This is a genomic window from Lewinella sp. IMCC34191, assembly GCF_003390935.1.
Lineage (GTDB): Bacteria > Bacteroidota > Bacteroidia > Chitinophagales > Saprospiraceae > Neolewinella.
Genome location: NZ_QNQZ01000004.1, coordinates 264772 through 282523, shown reverse-complemented (window position 1 = coordinate 282523; position 17752 = coordinate 264772). Strand labels below are relative to the sequence as shown.

Below are 17752 nucleotides of genomic sequence, written 5' to 3'. Positions count from 1 at the left end.
TTAGCAGCCGGTACGAGCTGTGGTCATCTCACGTGGTAATAATTCGCGTGACTACGTGTTCAAAACCGCCGTGAAGCCTTTCGCCAGCGAGGCCTACGTCAAGAACTTGAGGCATAGCCCCACCGCCAGCCACGCGTAGCTCACCATCGCCAGCCAGAACAGTAAGGTTGCTACCCATCCCTTGTCGGGCATTTCGTGCATCCCCTTCAGACTTTCATCGTGGATCTTGCGGGTGCTCAGCCAGCCCAAAACCCCCGAACCGAGCAGAAACGCCAGGTTGAGCCAGAAGGAATAATCGACTTTGAAGAACTGCTGATCGGTTATCCCTCCCCCTTCTCCCGCCCCTTCCGGGAGGAGGCCGGCCAGCGAAAAGCCGTAGTGGAGCAGCAGGGTCGTGGCGACAAGCGACACGAAAAGCGTCAGGAGGATATATAGCGCCATTTTCCAGCCGTAGTACTTCGCGTTGATCCGCAGCACCGGGAAGACGACCAGGTCGCTGAAGATGAAGGCCATCACCCCCGCGAAGCTGACCCCGTTGTCGAAGAGCACGGCCGCGAGCGGAATGTTGCCCATACTTCCGATGAAGGTGATGAAGGCCATGACCGGTCCGATCAGGACGTGCTCCAGTATCTGCAGGAAGGAGTAGCCCCCGTCGCCCGACGAGCCCGTACCGATGAACAGCGTCTCGTAAAAGCCCGTGGGAATGAAGACCGCCACGATGCCCGCGATGGTAAAGCCGACGGTCACGTCCTTCCACACCATGCCCCATTCCATTCGGTAGCGCTTACCGATTTTCTTCCAGGCGTCGTATTCCCGGATGCGCTCTTTCCAGTCGGGCAGGTCCTTGTCCCGATCGTCCCCGTCGTCCCCGAGCCGTTCGCGGGCGTGTTGGATCAGGTCCTTCGGGCGCGTCAGGCGTATGAATAGCCAACTGGCCCCGATGAGCAGCAGGCCCCCGAGGTATTCCCCCACGACGAACTGCCAAGTGAGGAAGACCGCGATCACCACCCCCAGCTCGATTACCAGGTTGGTACTGGCCAGCAGAAAGGCGATGGAAGGCACGAAGCCGGCGCCTTTTTTAAAGAGCGATTTGGTGGTCGCCAGCGCCGCGAAGCTGCAAGACGAACTGATGAAGCCAAAGACGGCAGCCAGTCCGACCTGTTTGACTCCTTCGCCGCCCATGGCTTGTTTCATGCGCTCCTGGGTCACCAGCACCTGGATCATGCTGCTCACCAGATAGCCAAAAGCAAAGGCCCAGAGCGCCATCCAGAAAAAGCCGACGGTAGTGTAGGCGGCCTCGCCCCATTGCGTCAGAAAATCATTCATTGCGGTCAGGTGGTGGTAGCCTTGAATCCGGTACGCACCGGAGGGTGGCCCGGAATTTGACGGACTTCCTGGTTAAGAAATCGGTCCTTCAGATCAGTTTCAGCAACACGGCCGCCGCCGCGGCCAGTGCCAGGACCAGCAGCACGGTCTTCGTCACGGTTCGGACCACTCGCTTAAGTAGCCCCGGACGTTCATCTGGTTGACAGCAATCTTTCACCTGGTCACGGTTTCCTCTACGGGAGAATTAGGCCACTTTGCTCCGGGATGTCCGTACGCATTCGGCCCACGGCAGACGATCAGGCGGCCATCTTCCGGCATTCCGCGGCACATTCGCGGCAGCTCTCGGCGCAGCGCTGGCAGTGGTCGTGATCGTGGGCTTCGCACTGCTCGGCGCAGTATTCGCACACTTTGGCGCACAGCTGGCAGTGCTCGGCGGCGAATTTGCTGTCGGCCGCCATCAATCCGATGCTGGCTTGCAGCACCTCGATGCACTGGATGCAGCACCAGGGGCAGTCGTTCATCGATTTCATGCCGGCCATCTTGGTCAGGCACACTTTGCAGTCGATCAGGCAGCGTTGGCAGGCTTCTAGGCAGTCGAGGTATTTTACGTTTAGGGGGGCACTCATGGGTTGGGGGGATTTGTTGGGTGGTTGGTGGTTGGTGGTTGGTGGTTGCTGGTTACTATTCGTTTTCTAATCGGTAGATCATCCGTTTCATCTCGGCGATTTCCTTCTCCTGGGCTTCTATTATTTCTTCTGCTAATTTGATGGCTTCCGGGTCCTTCAGGTGGGCTTTCTGGCTGACCATGATGGCCGAGGAGTGGTGGGGGATCATGGCCTTCATCCACTGGACGTCGCTCACGAAAATTTGTTGGCGCAGGCCGACGTAGCAGAGCACGAAAACGACGATCGCCGTGGCCATGATGAGGTAGTTCCAGACCTTATTTTTGTACATGGTCCACATAAAACCCATCATGATGAGCACCATCGGGGCGATCATCAAGGCGGTCATGTAGGTGCGCGTAGGGCTCAGCATGACGTGCTCGAAGACGTCCACGTTCAGGAACATGACGGTATACATGATGACGAAGGAAATAGCCATCATCAGGGCAAATCGTAGGTAGGGTTTTCCGTGGGTATTTTCGTGTTGCATCGCGTGATATATAGGGCGGCGGAGCGCAGGAAAAAAGAAACTATCCGCCGGTGATCTCCTCTTCCACCCGGCCACAGGTGAGCATCTTGTCTCCGAAATACGGGTTGCGGATCTCGCTCACTTCGGAGTACCAATCGGCACCCTCCCCGTCGAAGGCCATGGGGCAGTGCAGTTTGTAGATCGTACCCGACGAGAGGGCATCCTCAAAGAAGCGCTCCATCTCCGTGGTGAGCGCGGCGAAGTAGGTACGCTGAATGTCCAGCTCCTCCGCTTCGGCGATCTGGGTGGCGAGGGTACGGAGTTCCTCTCGCTCGTCGGTGAAGGTGTCGGCCATGTTGCCGGCGGCATCCGCGGCCGTGGCGGCATTGCTGTTCACCAGGGCGGTGCGTAGCTCCAGGTAGTTCTGAAATACCTTGTCGATGAGGGCATCCGAAAATTCGGCGTCGGCCACGTCGATGACTTCGGTGGCTTCGGCTTCCGCTGGCGTCGTCTGCTCGATGCCCGTTTCGGTGGCATTTTCGGTCGGCGCACTCGCATCGCTGCCGCAGCCGCTGAGGGCCAGAGAAAGGAGAACGATAAGAAAGAATGCTTGAATTTTCATGGAAACCTTTGTTATGGAACAGGGCTGCGGGACCGCATGCTTGTTCACTTTATGTTCTTTATAGCCAAACTATGCGGTCAAAGTTCATCCAGCGGGCGGGCAACAAACTGCCCCCGTCCGCGGAAGACGGTAGGAGCCATGCCGGCTTCCCGCCGGAAGGCCGCCGCAAAGCGCGCCGAACTGCCGTAGTTGAGCTGCTCGGCAATGCGCGCCACCTGCTCGTTGGTGGTGACCAGCAGGTGTTTGGCTCGCTCCATCCGTTGCAGGCGGTAGAAGTCATTGATGGTCCGCCCCTCCTCGCGGGAAAAGAGCCGACTCAGATGGGAATAACTCAGACCGATGTCCGCCGTGATCAGCTCCGCGATGCTCCCCCGGTGATCCGGATGGTCGTTGTATACGTGGTCGATGATCAGCCCTTTGATCCGGCTGACGGGGCCCGGTGCTCCCTCCCGTAGCCGGAAGCCGAGGTTTTCCAACTGGCCCCGTAGTAGGGTTTCCCGCGCGTTTCCGGCCGGCGGTAGTGCGGTGACGCGGCCGAGGTCCAGGCGCTCGATCCGCCATCCCAGGTTGTCAAGGACCTGACGCACGGCCATTTTGCAGCGGTCGCACACCATATGGTCGATGTAGAGGGTCGTCGGTTGGGGCATGACTTTAATTTACGGTATTCAGCGTATCGATCGTGGACCCACAGGTGAGCATCGCGTCCCCGAAGTAGGGGTTGCGAATGGCCGACTGCTCGCTGATCCAATTCGCGCCCTCGTTATTGAAAGCCATGGGACAGCGCTGTACGTAGAGTTCGCCGTCTGCTTCAAAGGCGGTCAGCGTGTTGATCAGCGCCTGGGAGAAGAAGCTGAACTGCCGCCGTTGTTCCTCCAGGTCGTCGGTTCCGGCCAGGGCTTCCAGGTGGCCGTTCAGGGCGTTTAACTGCTCCATCCAGTACTGGTGGGGCTCCTCCTCCAGCAGCATCATGTCGACGCCACCCAGGGCGTCGGCCAGCGGATCCAGTACGGCTGCACCGACCGGCTCCGAAGCCACCATGCGGTCCTTGAGCGGCAGGTATGCCTGCACCAGCGTGGAAAGCTGATCGCGGAAGGCCGCCGGGGTCTCGTCCCGGTAGTCGGCTACGGGCATAGCGGTCATACCCGCGGCGTCCCGGCCCTGAATCCGGACGTCCCGGTTCATCATACTCAATTGGTTGTTCAGCTGGGCGGCCGCGTCGATCTGGAAGGCGCCGTTCGTCACCACGCTTTCGCCGGCCTCCAGGCCGGAGGCGACTACATACGCGTTGCCGCTGCGTTCACCGAGTTCCACTTCCCGGAATTCGTAAGAGGGTACGTCGGCGTCGGGCACCTCCACGTACACCACGGACCGCTCACCGGTCCACAGTACCGCAGTGGCCGGTACGACGAGCGGACCCTCCGGCGACCCACCGGAACGGCCCACTTCGATCCGCCCGGTGACGAACATCTCCGGTTTCAGGCGACCGCCGCGATTATTCACCTCGGCCCGCACCGAGGCCGTCCGGGTTTCCGGGTTGATCACCGGATTAATGAAGCTTATACGCGCCCGGAAAGTCTGTTCCGGCAGGGAGGCCACGCTGAAGGTCACCGGATCGCCCACCTCAATCTCGGCGAGGTCCCGTTCGTAGGCATCGAAGAGCGCCCACAGGCGGTCGTAATCGGTCAGGGTGTAGAGCGGCGCGCCGGCCGATACGTAGTCGCCCACCCGGGCGCGGATCTCGAGCACGGTGCCGCCCCGGTCCGCGTACACCGGAAATTCGGTCCGTACCTCCCCGCTCTCCTCGATTTCGGTGATCTGCTCGTCGCTGATTTCCAGGTTGCGAAGTTTATTGCGGGCCGCGGTAAGCAGCTCGGGGGAGAGCGCCCGCAGCCTGAGCGCTTCCAGTAGTTCTTCCTGGGCTACGACCAGTTCCGGGGAATAGATGGTAGCGATCCGCTGGCCGGCGCTAACCCGCTCTCCTTCGAAGGTGACGAAGAGTCGCTCCAACCGCCCCCCGTAGTCGACCGATTCCACCGCGGCGGTGCGGTCGTCGGTGGAAAGCCGCCCCGTCAACGTAAGTGCCTGCTCGTCGTCCTCCGTAGTCGCTGCCCGCTCGACGCTACTACCGACTCTGGTGGTCCGTACCCGCGCGAGGGCTACCGCCGCCTCCGTCATGGTGAGCACGGCCGGATCCGAGCCGGGCGCTTCGTTCATCGGGATCAGGTCCATACCGCAGATCGGGCAATCCCCGGGTTCCTCCCGCTGAATCTGGGGGTGCATGGAGCAGGTCCACGTCTGGCCCGCCTGCTCAGCGTGCTCCGGATGGTTCGTCTGCCGAGCGTGCTCGTCCGCCGAACCATCCGAAGTCGCTCCGAATAGCAGATACCCTCCCAATAATCCTAATAAGAGGGCAAATAGAATGTAGAGCAAAGTTTGCGTCTTCATGGTGTTGGATTTACTGCCGGGGCAGGTAGCGATCCGCCGTGGCGATCTGGTTGAAGCGGGTGGTTCGGGTGGCGATGGCCTGGAGTTGGTAGTCGACCAGGTCGTTCTGCAGCCGCAGCAGCTCGTCGAAGGGGCGGCGGGAATTTGCGTACTCCGTGCGGGCGATGGACAGGGCCGCCTCGGTCAGCTCGATCTGTTCGTCGAGGAAGGCCAGGCGGTCGGCCGCGTCGGCGGCGGCAATGCGGGCGGCTTCGAGGGCGGAGCGCAGTTCGTTGACGACGACCGTGCGCTGCGCCCCGATCACCCGCACCCGGAGTTCTTCCTCCTCGCGTTTCGCGGCGTACTTGCCCTTGCTGAGGGGAAAGCGCACCATCACGTTCGGCATGATCATGTCCTGTCCGTTGCCCTCCGGGTCGGCGTCGGTGCGTTTACCCATGACGGCGTACTCCAGGCCGACGCCAAAGTCCGGACGGGCGTCCAGATCGTTGACTGCCAGCGCGCGGCGGGAAATCTCTTCCTGTAGGGCATAGATCCGGACCAGCGGGTGGTTGTCGTAGAGGTCGGCACCGGGGAGGGTGGGGAAGGGGCGCGCTTCCGGTACGACCAGCACCCGGGGCAGTTCCTGGTTCACGAGTTCCTCGATGCGCGTCCAGGCCAGTGCCTGCTCGGCTTCGAGGGAGCGGATCTCCCGGGCGGCGGCGTTCGTTTCCATTTCACTGCGGTAGACGTCCACGCTGCTCCCCCGCGAGTTTTCCACCCGGCTTAGGGCGATCTCCCGCAAACTGGCAAACAGCGTCAGGCTGGTCTGGAGCGTAGCGATGCGGGCCTCGGCCTCCACGATGCGGTAGTAAGCTACTTCCAGTTCGTAGGTCAGGTCGAGCTGCCGGGCCGCTGCTTCTTCCAGCAGGGGCTGTGCACGGGCGTCGGCCAGGTCCGCCATCGCTGCCAGGGTGCCGGGCCAGGGCAGCATCTGGGTAACGCCGATCCGGGCGATCTGGGGCCCGAGGCGGGTCTCCACCGGCATGGGCGAAATCCCGCCGCCTACCTCCAGGTCCATCAGCTGCGATTCCTGGCGGCCGAGGGTGCTGGCCGCGCGGTATTCGTAGTTGAGGGCCTGTAGTTGGGGGTTGTTTTCGCGGAGTAGGTGGCGTAGGGAGTCTAGGGATTGGGAGTTTAGGGGTAGGGAGAGGATTAGCAGAAGTGCTATGCGGGATAGGTTCACCACGGAGGGGGCACGGAGGGTTTCACGGAGGTTCCACAGAGGGGGGGAGTTCTTCACCGCGGTCGGAGACCGCATTTTGCCGGCGCGGTCGGAGACCGCATCGCACTCTCGCGGTCGGAGACCGCTTCTTACTTCCGCGGCCGGAGGCCGCAGTCTAACATCGCGGTCGGAAACCGCTTTGTACGCTCCGACCCGGAGGCCGCTAGCTAAACCTTTGCGAAAGCTCTGCGTCAACTCTGCGCCTCTGCGGTTATCCTTCGCGCTTCTCTTTCTACTTCCCATAACTCCGTCTTTTCACTTTATATTCCGCCCGTAAACTCCACAGCACCGGCACCGTAAACATCGTGACCACCTGCAGCAGCATGCCTCCGAAGCTCGGGATGGCCATCGGTACCATAATATCGGCTCCGCGGCCCGTCGCCGTAAGCACCGGCAGGAGGGCCAGGATGGTCGTGGCGGTGGTCATCATGGCCGGACGGACGCGGCGTAGCCCGCCTTCCACGACGGCGTCCCGTACTTCGGCCACCGTAGTGGGCTCGTTGCGCTCGAAGCTGTCGCGCAGGAAGGTGGCAACCAGCACGCCGTCGTCGGTGGCAATTCCAAACAGCGCCAGGAAGCCTACCCATACAGCGACACTCAGGTTGATGGTGTGCATCTGGAAGAGATCGCGTAGGTTGCTGCCGAAGAAGTTAAAGTCCAGGAACCAGGGCTCCGCGTAGGCCGCCAACATCAGGAAGCCGCCGGAGAATGCTACGAAGACGCCGCTGAAGACCATCAGGGTGGTAGTCACCGACCGGAACTGGAAGTACAGGATCAGGAAGATCATACCCAGGGCGATCGGCAATACCAGCTTTAGTCTTGCATCGGCCCGTACCTGCTGCTCGTAGTTGCCCGCGAAGCGGTAGTTGATGCCGGGCGGCACTTCCAGGTCACCGGCGCGGGTCAGGCGCTCGAGGTAGTTCTGCGCGTTGCGGACTACTTCTACTTCCGAGTAGCCATCCAGCTTGTCAAACAGCACGTAGCCCACCAGGAAGCCGTCCTCGCTCTTGATCATCTGCGGCCCCTGTTCGTACCGGATGTCGATGAGTTCACCCAGGGGAATTTGCTGGCCGCTACCCGTGGGCACCAGGATGCGGCGGATGCTATGCGGGTCGTCGCGCAACTCGCGGGGGTAGCGGAGGCGGACGGCGTAGCGCTCCCGACCCTCTACGGTGGTGGTCATCACCATTCCGCCCACGGTGGCCTGGATCTGGCTCTGTACGTCGGTGATCGACAGGCCGTAGCGGGCGATGGCGTCCCGCTTGATGTCCAGCAGGAGGTAGGGCTTGCCGACGATCCGGTCGGCGTAGACGGCGACGTCCTTTACGCCCTCCACTTCCTTCAGCTCCCGTTCGAGTTCGAGGCCGAAGTCTTCGATGGTCTGGAGGTCGGTGCCCCGTACCTTGATGCCCATGGGCGCCCGCATGCCGGTCTGCAACATCACCAGCCGGGTCTCGATGGGCTGCAGTTTCGGCGCGGAGGTGACGCCGGGCAGGTTCACGGCGCTGATGATCTCCTCCCAGATATCGTCGGGGCTGCGGATATGGTCGCGCCACTGGCGGAAGTACTTGCCGTCGGGGTCGGGGATCATATCCCTCTCCCCCGGCCCCTCTCCAGGGGAGAGGGGAGCCAACCCGCCGGCCTTGTCACGGTACAAAAAGCGTCCCTCGTCGTCCACCTTGAAGCGGATGCGGCGCCCGTTCTCGTCCGTGGCGTACTCGCTCTTGTACTGGACGATGTTCTCGTACATCGACAGCGGCGCGGGATCCAGCGCGCTGTTTACCCGGCCGGCCTTACCGACGACAATGTCCACCTCCGGGATGGTGGTCACGGCCATGTCCAGCGTCCGCAGGTTCCGCAGGTTTTCGGCGACCCCGGCGTGCGGCATGGCGGTGGGCATGAGCAGAAAGGTGCCCTCGCCCAGGGCCGGCATAAATTCCTCCCCGATGCTGCGGTACACCATGAAGCCGGCGGCCACGAGCAGGCCGATCAGCAGCAGGAAAAGCAACTTGGCGCGGAGCAGAAATCGCAGGATCTGTTCGTAGAATCGAATCACCGCCCAGAAGAAGAGCAGGAAGCTACCCGCGACCACTACGATGAAAAGGAAGTTTAACAAGCGGCTGTCGTCGACGCCGAGCGGCATCCAGATGCCGGCCAGCAACCAGGCCAGGAGGATCGCGAGGACCAAGTTGACCAGGGTTCTCGTCCACCGCAGGGCCGACTGTTTATTGGAGGGCGCTTTACCTGCGCTCCGCCGCCCCCTTATCCCATACAACTGATGCGCCAGCGCGGGAATGAAGGCGATGCTGACGAAGATGGCGGCAACGAGCGCGAAGGTCTTCGTGAAGGCGAGGGGGCGGAACAGCTTGCCCTCCGCAGCCTCCATGGTGAAGACCGGCAGGAAGCTGATGACCGTGGTGGCTACGGCCGTCAGCACCGCGGAGGCCACCTCCACCGTCGCCTCGTAGATGCTTTCCAGCTTGCTTTCCCCGGGCGGGGCGTTCTCGAGGCGGTAGACCATGCTCTCGGCGAGGACGATGCCCATGTCGACCATGGTGCCGATGGCGATCGCGATGCCGGAAAGCGCCACGATGTTAGCGTCCACCCCGAAGTAGCGCATGGCGATGAAGCACATCAGCACGCCCACCGGTAGGGTGCCCGCCACGAGCAGGGAAGAGCGGAGGTTGAAGAGGAGCAGGATCACCACCAACGCCGTGATGACGATCTCCAGCGTCAGGGCCTCCTCGAGCGTGCCGAGGGTTTCGTAAATGAGGTTGCTGCGGTCATAGAAGGGGACGATGGTGACCTTGCTGACGATACTATCCCTCTCCCCTAACCCCTCTCCAGAGGAGAGGGGAATGGTGCGCTCCGGTAGTCCCGGCTGCAGTTCGGCGATAGCGGCCTTGACGTTGTTGATGACCTCCAGCGGATTGGCGCCGTAGCGGGCCACGACCACGCCGCCGACGGCCTCGGCCCCCGATTTGTCGAGCAGGCCGCGGCGTTCGGCGGGCCCGATGTTGACGGTGGCGATGTCGGAAAGGCGGACCGGTACGTTGTTGGCCTCCGATACGACCGTGGAGGACAGGTCCTGCAGGTCTTCGACGTAGCCCAGTCCACGGACGAAGTACTCCGCCAGGTTGATTTCCAGGGTGGCGGCACCGATGTCCTGGTTGCTGCCCCGCACCGCCCGCATGACCTGATCGAGGGTGATGCCGTACACCCGCATGCGTTCCGGGTCGACGTCCACCTGGTATTCCTTGACGAAGCCGCCCACGCTGGCTACCTCGCTCACGCCGCCGGCCGCGCTCAGCCCGTAGCGGACGTAAAAGTCCTGGAGGCTCCGGAGCTCGTCGGGGTCCCAGCCGCCGACCGGCTCGCCTTCGGGGCTGCGTCCCTCCAGGGTATACCAGAAAATCTGCCCCAGGGAGGTCGCATCCGGGCCGAGGGCGGGAACGGCATTGTCGGGCAAGACTCCCTCCGGCAGGCTGTTCAGCTTTTCGAGGATGCGGCTGCGCGACCAGTAAAATTCGATGTCCTCCTCGAAGATCAGGTAGATGCTCGAGTAGCCGAACATGGAGGTGGAGCGCACGCTGCGCACGCCCGGGATGCCGAGCAGGGCGGAGGTGAGGGGGTAGGTGATCTGGTTCTCCACGTCCTGCGGCGACTGGCCGGGCCAGGGGGTGAACACGATCTGCTGGTTCTCGCCGATGTCGGGGATGGCATCGACAGCCACGGGATCGCGCGGCAGGAAGCCGACGGCCTCCCAGTTGAAGGGCGCGGTGGCCAGTCCCCAGCCCACGAAGCCGAGGAGGAGCAGCCAGACGACCAGCTTATTTTCCAGGAAAAAACGAATGATTGCAGCTAACATAATTAGGCCTTAGCACAACGAGATAAGCCCTTCACGCGGACGGTGAAAGGCATTCGGGGGGAAGGACCTGGACTACAAACGGAAGACCTGCCAGCGGCTCGGCACGTCGATCACGAGCGGGGGCGGTCGGTAATTTTGGTAGAGGGGTAGGGCGGCGGAGCGCAGGTAAAGTGCCCGTTCGGGAAACAGGGAAGCAGGTGGCACGGGCATCATCCAGGCCAGCGGGGGCAGGGGAGCGATTTCGCTGAGTTGGCGATCGTCGTCCCAGCTGACGAACTCGGATTCATCGTCGCAGCAGCCTTTTTTGACCTCTCCCTGGCCCTCTCCGGCGAAGATGGATTGCGACTTGGCGTGCATCGGGCAGGCCGGCTTGCTTAGCACCGCCTCCATCTCACAGGCTTCGGACTTGCCGAAGAGCGTAAGTGTCTTCAGCTCCCCCATGCAGAAATGGCGGTTCACCGTCACGCCGACGGAGCCGACGAGCATGGTAAGGGCCAGGAAGAGGGGAAGGATGCGGATCACGGTAAGAAGCTAACGTATTAAATACGATTTACTTGTGGGTTGGGTTTAGGGGTGGGGGAGAATTGAAGCTCTCTCTTTCTCCGGACACTCCAAGGTCCTACGGACACTTGCAGGTCCTGTAGCCGTGATCGGCAGGCATAATTAAGCGTCGGGTTGCCTGCTAATGCCCCCCCCCCGATCGGCCCTGGAAGGGACGTCTACCCCCAGCGAGGTCTGCAACGAGCGCCAGCGAGTGGAGGGCCTCGCGAACCACAGCCGGGTATAAATCTTCCCCATTTCTCCGGACACTCCAAGGTCCTGCGGACACTTGCAGGTCCTATGGCCGTGACAGGCGGGCACAATTACCCCTCGGGTTGCCTGCCAATGTCCCCCCCCCCCGACCGGCCCTGGAAGGGACGTCTACCCCCAGCGAGGTCTGCAACGAGCGCGAGCGAGTGGAGGGCCTCGCGAACCATGGCCGGGTATAAATCTTCCCTCTTTCTCCGGACACTCCAAGGTCCTGCGGACACTTGCAGGTCCTACGGCCGTGCCAGGCGGGCACAATTACCCCTCGGGTTGCCTGCCAATGTTCCCCCCCGACCGGCCCTGGAAGGGACGTCTACCCCCAGCGAGGTCTGCAACGAGCGCGAGCGAGTGGAGGGCCTCGCGAACCACAGCCGGGTATAAATTTTCCCCATTTCTCCGGACACTCCAAGGTCCTACGGACACTTGCAGGTCCTACGGCCGTGATAGGCGGGCACAATTACCCCTCGGGTTGCCTGCCAATGCCCCCCTCCCGACCGGCCCTGGAAGGGACGTCTACCCCCAGCGAGGTCTGTAACGAGCGCGAGCGAGTGGAGGGCCTCGCGAGTGAAGGACCTAGCGAACCACCCGCCAATCTCAACAGCAATCCCCCTCAAACCGCGCAAAAAAGCTATGAATCAAATTCTGCACCTCCCGCCAGCGAGCGGGCGAAATGCAGTAACTCATGCTATTCCCATCGGCACTCCCCGAGATCAGGCCGGCCTCCCGCAGCACCTTCAGGTGGCGGGAGAGGGTGGGCTGACTAAGATCAATGACCTCGGTCAAATCCTGGCAGATACAGCAATCCAGTTGAAGCAAATGCTGGAGTATGGCGATGCGGGCGGGATGGCCAAGCGCCTTGGAGAGGGTAGCCAGCTGCAGCTGCTCGGCCGTGTAGGCTTCGGTTTTGGTGACACCCATAGTCTAGCAGCAACCGCTTCCCGGGGCGCAGGAACTGGCGGACTTGGCCGTGAAAGCGCTAAGGGAGACTTTCGGCTTATCCGGTACGCCACAGTTGTCTTTGGCCAGGCAGTCGGTGAGTTTGGTGGTGAGTACGAGTCCGTCGTCAGTGGCTTCCAGGCCGAATTTCTGGATAGTCTGTTCGCCCTGATACTCGACTTCAATGTCCAAGTCGCCCAGACCGAGATCCCGCTTGGCGATCTCGACGATCTTGATCAGTTTGTCGGGGGCGAGGCGGTGGTCGTAGTCATTGGCGCTCCAGAGCTGCAGACTAGCTACCCGCTCCCGGCGGACCGTACCGCCGCAGTCAATGAAGTGCTTGGTGACCTCGCCGACTTCAGTAACGTGAAAATGGCCCGGCACGTGACTTCCGTCGGGGAGAGAGATCGTGAATCGATCGATGCCGGAGAGGTAAGTTTTAAGGCTTGATAAACGCATGGGCAAACTGATTTTGACGCAATATAGCAATATTGCTATATAGGTCTATGAAAGACTGTTCCTGTCTGAAAGTTTTCTGTTAAAACAAGCAGCTTGCGACCGGGCTTTCCCGCCTCCTCGTTTTGGAGAGAACAATTCTTCTCGATGTCTTTATTCCCCCAATTGCTCTCTTTCCTCATTTTCGCTCTTTTCCTGTCCTCCTGCAGCGTACTGGACGAGCAATCTTTCTCGGTCAGCGGGGCACCCGTAGACCTAGTCCTCCACGAGCAGTACGAGTCCAACACCTTGTTGATCGTCCAGTCCGTAGATAGCCCGGACATCGAAGGCAAACTGAAAGATCGGGGACTGCCGGTGAGTATGCTGACCTCCATCAAATTCGAACAGGTGTCCCTGCGAATTGCAGATGCCGACACGGATTTCGACATCGGTTCAATTGAGGAACTCCGATTGGACCTCGTGGCCGGAGACAGCGCACCCGTTACGGTAGCGAACGGCAGCTTTGCGGGGTGGGAGGGCAGCTCCGCCCTGTTGACGCTGGAGGACGTCGAACTGCTTGATTATCTGGAAAGTCCCACCATCGAATACCGACTTACACTGACCGTGACCGACCAGCCGTCGAAATCGGTCAATCTCGAGATTGAACCAGTATTTACCGTTGGTACCAGCCTTTTCAACTAACCGGTGGACATCCGTTTGGCGGATCATCTTCTATCGCATTTTGTGCGTAACCGAAGCTGCGAGCACTTGCCCTTTACCGAATGCAAGCAAATGATAAGTGGATGAGGGGGAATTCCAGGGACCTACCCAGGTGTGGAAACAATAACCATTTGTAGCAGGCCTTAATACGCCAATAAAAGGATACGGCATATCCCTAGATGCGGTGAATTTACAGGACAAAGTGGCTCTCAAAAAAAGCTACCGTCTGGCTATCTGCCTGGCAGACAGCGCGATATGAAAATACGAGCATTGGTCGGGGAATCGTGTGTGCAATAATCACCAGTATTGATGATTTATTGCAGAATATACCGGGGATATAGAACCGGGATGAAAGCGTGAATTAAGTTTGTGTTGCAACGACACGGGTATTCTCGACCTGTGTGAACAGCGTCGCATCCCAAAAATCACCCCTTAGTTTCACGCACTATGAAAACACGCTTATTTTCCGTCGGTTCGCTGCTACTCTCATCAATCTTTTTTCAAGCCTGTACTCTATTGGAGGAATTGGACGATTTGGCCGAAAAGACCAAGATCGAAATCGATATTGATAATCAGCAGATATTATACACTATACCTGCTTCCGAAGAGCCTCAGACCTCCTTTACCTTCCAAGAGACTGTCGACGCAAATATTTCCCAGGACTTAATCGATAAGGGTCTTCCGGTAGATGCGTTGGACGAGGCGTTCGTAACGAGCGTGGATTTTAAAATCCTGACGCCAAATCCTTCCGTGACTGTGGATCAGATCCGCAGGATCCGTTTACGGTTTAATGCTCAAGGACTGCCCTTAGTTGATTTGGTAAAGGGCGACCTGGTGGAAGTAAATCCGACCTATGCTATCCTACCGAACGATGAGGAGACTGACGTCGTGAGCTATTTAAAGAAGGCGAGAATACGGTATACCCTCATAATCGACCTCAAAAACGGAGTGACGATTGACGAGCCTATCGACATCTCAGTGAAGCCAATGGTGACCGGCATTGGTATAATTCCAATCAACAATTAAGAGCTTGTTTGGACTTCAACAACCGGCCTACGACTTGCCCTTTTCCAACTGGTTATACGGAAAGCAGGCCCCCCCTCCCCGCTTCCAAGTTACCAAAAGTGACTTCCTAACTTTCCTACGATCCACTATTGGTGCCTTAATCAGGCGCTAAATGACTGATTTTAGCTTTGCTGCTACTGCGTGGTCGGCCGGAAGGCCAAAATCCAAACAAGCCCTACGGGAATTAAGAATAGCTTTTTATGATGAGACACTGTTTTTAAGTTCCATACTGGGTGTGCAGTGCCATACACTACAATATGGCCAAACCTCACATCCGGTATGGAATTAGCTATTTGTCTCCATTGACCTATTCACATCGACAAATTGAATTCCCTGCTTTACGAAAGCGCAGGCTTGGCGCGGTATCCCAGGAGTCGTAGGGCATTCACCACTACGACCATGGTGGAACCTTCGTGCGCGATCACGGCCGGCCCGAGGGATGCAATGCCCAGCATTGTTAGGGGGACTAAGATGGCTACGACCCCTAAGCTGATCCACAAGTTCTGTTGAATAATCCGGCGTGCCGCGCGGCTTAGGCCGATGGCAAATGGGAGATTGTCCAGCCGGTCGGCCATCAAGGCAATATCCGCCGTCTCCAGGGCTACATCCGAACCGGCGGCCCCCATCGCTACACTCACCGTGCTGCTGGCCATGGCCGGGGCGTCATTAACTCCGTCGCCAATCATGGCTACGCGTCCCTCTTCGTCCTTCAGTCTCTGGATAGCCGCCACTTTATCCTCAGGGAGTAAACTGCCCATCGGGTCCGTGATGCCGATCTCCTTGGCTACGGCGTTGGCTACGCGTTGGTTGTCACCGGTGAGCATGACCATCCGCTTGATCCCCAATTTTCGTAGAGCGGCGAGGGTAGGTTTAGCGGATTCACGGGCCACGTCCATTACGGAGATAATGCCGAGGTAGCGGTCACCGCGGTGGACCATCATAGCCGTGTGCCCGCCCGTTTCCAGTTCGGTCATCTGGCGGTTGATTTCGGCGGGTATATCCGCGCCGGTGATTTCCTCCAGAAGCCGCCGGTTGCCGATATGTACCGTAGCGCCCTCGTATTCCGCTCGGATACCCCGGGCCGTGAGGGCCTCCAGCCCGGAAGCCCGGCTGGCGGGCACCTTGCCGAGTTCCTCGCGGCCTCCCGCCACAATGGCCGCGGCCAGCGGGTGATCGCTCAGTTCCTCTACGGATACGGCCGTTGCCAGCAGTTCCTGACGGGTCACTCCCTCCGCGGGCAGCACCGTTGTCAGTTTAGGTTTGCCTTCGGTCAGCGTCCCCGTCTTATCGAAGGCGATTGCCGTCAGACTACCTAGATCCTCCAAGGGGCGCCCCCCCTTTACCAGCACCCCCTTCTGCGCCGCCCGGGCTATTCCGGCAAGTACCGCACTGGGCGTTGATATAGCAAGCGCGCAGGGGGAGGCTGCCACCAGTACGGCCATGGCACGGTAAAAACTTTGTCCGAAGGTTTCGTCGATAACCAGGAAGGCCAGCAACAGTAGGCCTACTACGATTAAGACGGAGGGTACGTAGTATCGCTCAAATTTATCGGTGAGGTGCTGGGTCGGTGATTTCTGCGTTTCGGCTTCCTGCACCAGGGTGACCAGTTTGGCCAGAGTGCTATCACGGGCAGGTTTTAATACGCGGACTTCCAGCACCGAGCTACCGTTGATCGTTCCGGCGAAGGTGCGGTGCTCGGCGGGTAGATCCGCTAAGACGTAGGTACTATCGGGGTTCTTTACGGCGATCTTATCGACCGGTACGCTTTCTCCGGTGATCGCCGCCTGGTCGACGGCGCTATTCCCGCTGATCACCACGCCGTCGGCCGGAATTTTAGAATTGGGCTTGACAACCACGACGTCGCCGATCGCCAGTTCTTCCACGTCGACTTCGCTGGTGCCACCGTCCGGGGTCTTGAGCAGGGCCGTAGCGGGAGCCAATTCGGCGAGGGCGGAAATAGATTTTCGTGCGCGCGCCATGGCATAGTGTTCCAGGGCGTGACCGAGGCTGAACAAAAACAGCAGCAGGCCGGCTTCCTCCCATTTCCCGAGGGCGGCGGCACCGGCCGCGGCGACGATCATCAGAAAGTCAATCTCGAAACGACCGGACGACACCCCCTCGTAAGCTTCGATGGTCGCATAGTATCCTCCGAAAAAAATGGCGGCTACGAAGATGCCGATACCAATAGACTCCGGTAGGTCCGCAAAGATGCCCAGGAGCAATCCGGCAAGCCAGAAAACGCCACTGGCGATGGCGAAGTAGAGCTCGGTGCGTTCCCCGAGCAGACCGGCGGCGTGACCGTGATCGTGTCCGGCGTGGTCGGATGTGCTAGCGGAAGCCTCGGAAGTAGGAGCGGGGGGATGTGCCATAAGCGGGGTGGCCTTGGTAAGTGATCACCCGGCAGAACGGGCACGATAGATAATTGATCGAAGGCCGGAGCTAAACACTCTTTCGGCATTCGAGCACGCGCTGACCGTATTTGGTCCAGTATTTATGGTTAGTGAGAAAGGCGGTGTTCTGCTGGTACCAGTCTTCGTCGCTCACTTCTATGCCCAGCTCCCGGCGCAATTCCTCCCGGAGCATTTCCTGGTAATGATCGTAGGTATTAAAGGATAGGTGGTATAGGTCGGCATCGCACATCACGTTCTCGATGGTGTCTTCCGGCCGCTGCGGCATGGTCGTCACTTCTATACAGCGGAGAACTTCCTCGATACCCTCCTCCGGGTAATTTTCCTTTTCCAGCCATTCCCGGGCGATATCCATACTGACCCGTTCGTGACCGGTGTAAGTCTTGATATGTCCCGTATCGTGAAACCAGGCGGCCAGCATGACGATCTCCAGTTCGTTCTCGTCCAGGCCTTCTTCCTTACCGATTTTTAGCGCCCCCTGCATCACGTTGATGGTGTGGTGCAGGTTATGAAAAACGCGGTCTTTCGGCAATTGGTGGATCAGCAACTGGGTCACGTAGCGGCCGGCGCGGTAAAGAATACTCTTGCGGTGATTCATGGAAGGTTGCTGAATGGAACTGGGAAGGTAAGAAGGATCGACAACTCGGACGCTGTACCGTGAGCAAGGTACAGTATGTGCGGTCTTCTCCTTCCTAGAGTAAAGTAAAAGCGTCGGGCTGCCTCAAATT

The 17752-nt window shown here is 59.7% G+C and carries 16 protein-coding genes; 2 read left to right on the top strand and 14 right to left on the bottom strand.

Annotation, left to right across the window (positions count from 1 at the left end; translation table 11 throughout):
- Positions 1-93: 93 nt before the first annotated feature.
- The 12 genes from DRW39_RS10455 to DRW39_RS10405 all read right to left on the bottom strand — a co-directional run bounded on the left by DRW39_RS10455 (position 94) and on the right by DRW39_RS10405 (position 12855).
- A complete protein-coding gene (locus DRW39_RS10455; RefSeq protein WP_116106978.1) occupies positions 94-1326 on the bottom strand; it encodes a permease in 1233 nt (410 codons plus the stop codon).
- An 88-nt stretch (positions 1327-1414) separates the two neighbouring features.
- On the bottom strand, positions 1415-1543 hold the full coding sequence (locus DRW39_RS22780; protein ID WP_255419249.1) for a hypothetical protein: 129 nt from the start codon (positions 1541-1543) through the stop codon (positions 1415-1417).
- Positions 1544-1622: 79 nt separating this feature from the next.
- The gene (locus tag DRW39_RS10450) at positions 1623-1952 is read right to left on the bottom strand and encodes a four-helix bundle copper-binding protein (RefSeq protein WP_116106977.1); all 330 of its coding nucleotides are present in this window, start codon (positions 1950-1952) and stop codon (positions 1623-1625) included.
- Positions 1953-2007: 55 nt separating this feature from the next.
- Positions 2008-2478: a DUF305 domain-containing protein gene (locus DRW39_RS10445; RefSeq protein ID WP_116106976.1), complete on the bottom strand. Its 471-nt coding sequence runs from the start codon at positions 2476-2478 to the stop codon at positions 2008-2010.
- Between the two features lie 40 nt (positions 2479-2518).
- Positions 2519-3079: a DUF3347 domain-containing protein gene (locus DRW39_RS10440; protein WP_116106975.1), complete on the bottom strand. Its 561-nt coding sequence runs from the start codon at positions 3077-3079 to the stop codon at positions 2519-2521.
- Between the two features lie 77 nt (positions 3080-3156).
- Positions 3157-3726 carry a helix-turn-helix transcriptional regulator gene (locus DRW39_RS10435; RefSeq protein ID WP_116106974.1) on the bottom strand — a complete coding sequence of 190 codons (570 nt, stop codon included), beginning with the start codon at positions 3724-3726 and terminating at the stop codon, positions 3157-3159.
- 4 nt (positions 3727-3730) lie between these two features.
- Complete coding sequence (locus DRW39_RS10430) at positions 3731-5524, bottom strand: efflux RND transporter periplasmic adaptor subunit (protein ID WP_116106973.1); 1794 nt, start codon at positions 5522-5524, stop codon at positions 3731-3733.
- A 10-nt stretch (positions 5525-5534) separates the two neighbouring features.
- Complete coding sequence (locus tag DRW39_RS10425; RefSeq protein ID WP_198664842.1) at positions 5535-6821, bottom strand: TolC family protein; 1287 nt, start codon at positions 6819-6821, stop codon at positions 5535-5537.
- A gap of 196 nt (positions 6822-7017) precedes the next feature.
- Positions 7018-10653: an efflux RND transporter permease subunit gene (locus DRW39_RS10420; RefSeq protein WP_116106971.1), complete on the bottom strand. Its 3636-nt coding sequence runs from the start codon at positions 10651-10653 to the stop codon at positions 7018-7020.
- 72 nt (positions 10654-10725) lie between these two features.
- Positions 10726-11175 carry an HYC_CC_PP family protein gene (locus tag DRW39_RS10415; RefSeq protein WP_116106970.1) on the bottom strand — a complete coding sequence of 150 codons (450 nt, stop codon included), beginning with the start codon at positions 11173-11175 and terminating at the stop codon, positions 10726-10728.
- Positions 11176-12054: 879 nt separating this feature from the next.
- Complete coding sequence (locus DRW39_RS10410) at positions 12055-12378, bottom strand: ArsR/SmtB family transcription factor (RefSeq protein WP_116106969.1); 324 nt, start codon at positions 12376-12378, stop codon at positions 12055-12057.
- A 3-nt stretch (positions 12379-12381) separates the two neighbouring features.
- Positions 12382-12855 carry a DUF6428 family protein gene (locus DRW39_RS10405; protein ID WP_116106968.1) on the bottom strand — a complete coding sequence of 158 codons (474 nt, stop codon included), beginning with the start codon at positions 12853-12855 and terminating at the stop codon, positions 12382-12384.
- A 144-nt stretch (positions 12856-12999) separates the two neighbouring features.
- On the opposite strand from DRW39_RS10405, the gene DRW39_RS10400 reads away from it, so the two are divergent.
- Both DRW39_RS10400 and DRW39_RS10395 read left to right on the top strand, forming a co-directional pair.
- On the top strand, positions 13000-13533 hold the full coding sequence (locus DRW39_RS10400; protein WP_157976043.1) for a hypothetical protein: 534 nt from the start codon (positions 13000-13002) through the stop codon (positions 13531-13533).
- A 465-nt stretch (positions 13534-13998) separates the two neighbouring features.
- Positions 13999-14577 (top strand): hypothetical protein, encoded by a 579-nt coding sequence (locus DRW39_RS10395; RefSeq protein ID WP_157976042.1) that lies wholly within the window; start codon positions 13999-14001, stop codon positions 14575-14577.
- Positions 14578-14954: 377 nt separating this feature from the next.
- On the opposite strand, the gene DRW39_RS10390 is transcribed toward DRW39_RS10395, so the two are convergent.
- Together DRW39_RS10390 and DRW39_RS10385 are read right to left on the bottom strand one after the other, a co-directional pair.
- A complete protein-coding gene (locus DRW39_RS10390) occupies positions 14955-16985 on the bottom strand; it encodes a heavy metal translocating P-type ATPase (RefSeq protein ID WP_116106965.1) in 2031 nt (676 codons plus the stop codon).
- Between the two features lie 70 nt (positions 16986-17055).
- On the bottom strand, positions 17056-17622 hold the full coding sequence (locus DRW39_RS10385) for an HD domain-containing protein (RefSeq protein WP_116106964.1): 567 nt from the start codon (positions 17620-17622) through the stop codon (positions 17056-17058).
- Positions 17623-17752: the final 130 nt, after the last annotated feature.

What these genes read in the sequence shown, in the direction of transcription:
- DRW39_RS10440 (WP_116106975.1), bottom strand. Translation starts at nt 3,079, where the DNA reads ATGAAAATTCAAGCATTCTTTCTTATCGTTCTCCTTTCTCTGGCCCTC.
- DRW39_RS10405 (WP_116106968.1), bottom strand. Translation starts at nt 12,855, where the DNA reads ATGCGTTTATCAAGCCTTAAAACTTACCTCTCCGGCATCGATCGATTC.
- DRW39_RS10450 (WP_116106977.1), bottom strand. Translation starts at nt 1,952, where the DNA reads ATGAGTGCCCCCCTAAACGTAAAATACCTCGACTGCCTAGAAGCCTGC.
- DRW39_RS10420 (WP_116106971.1), bottom strand. Translation starts at nt 10,653, where the DNA reads ATGTTAGCTGCAATCATTCGTTTTTTCCTGGAAAATAAGCTGGTCGTC.
- DRW39_RS10385 (WP_116106964.1), bottom strand. Translation starts at nt 17,622, where the DNA reads ATGAATCACCGCAAGAGTATTCTTTACCGCGCCGGCCGCTACGTGACC.
- DRW39_RS10400 (WP_157976043.1), top strand. Translation starts at nt 13,000, where the DNA reads ATGTCTTTATTCCCCCAATTGCTCTCTTTCCTCATTTTCGCTCTTTTC.
- DRW39_RS10455 (WP_116106978.1), bottom strand. Translation starts at nt 1,326, where the DNA reads ATGAATGATTTTCTGACGCAATGGGGCGAGGCCGCCTACACTACCGTC.
- DRW39_RS10395 (WP_157976042.1), top strand. Translation starts at nt 13,999, where the DNA reads ATGAAAACACGCTTATTTTCCGTCGGTTCGCTGCTACTCTCATCAATC.
- DRW39_RS10390 (WP_116106965.1), bottom strand. Translation starts at nt 16,985, where the DNA reads ATGGCACATCCCCCCGCTCCTACTTCCGAGGCTTCCGCTAGCACATCC.
- DRW39_RS10410 (WP_116106969.1), bottom strand. Translation starts at nt 12,378, where the DNA reads ATGGGTGTCACCAAAACCGAAGCCTACACGGCCGAGCAGCTGCAGCTG.
- DRW39_RS10430 (WP_116106973.1), bottom strand. Translation starts at nt 5,524, where the DNA reads ATGAAGACGCAAACTTTGCTCTACATTCTATTTGCCCTCTTATTAGGA.
- DRW39_RS10445 (WP_116106976.1), bottom strand. Translation starts at nt 2,478, where the DNA reads ATGCAACACGAAAATACCCACGGAAAACCCTACCTACGATTTGCCCTG.
- DRW39_RS10435 (WP_116106974.1), bottom strand. Translation starts at nt 3,726, where the DNA reads ATGCCCCAACCGACGACCCTCTACATCGACCATATGGTGTGCGACCGC.
- DRW39_RS10425 (WP_198664842.1), bottom strand. Translation starts at nt 6,821, where the DNA reads ATGCGGTCTCCGACCGCGGTGAAGAACTCCCCCCCTCTGTGGAACCTC.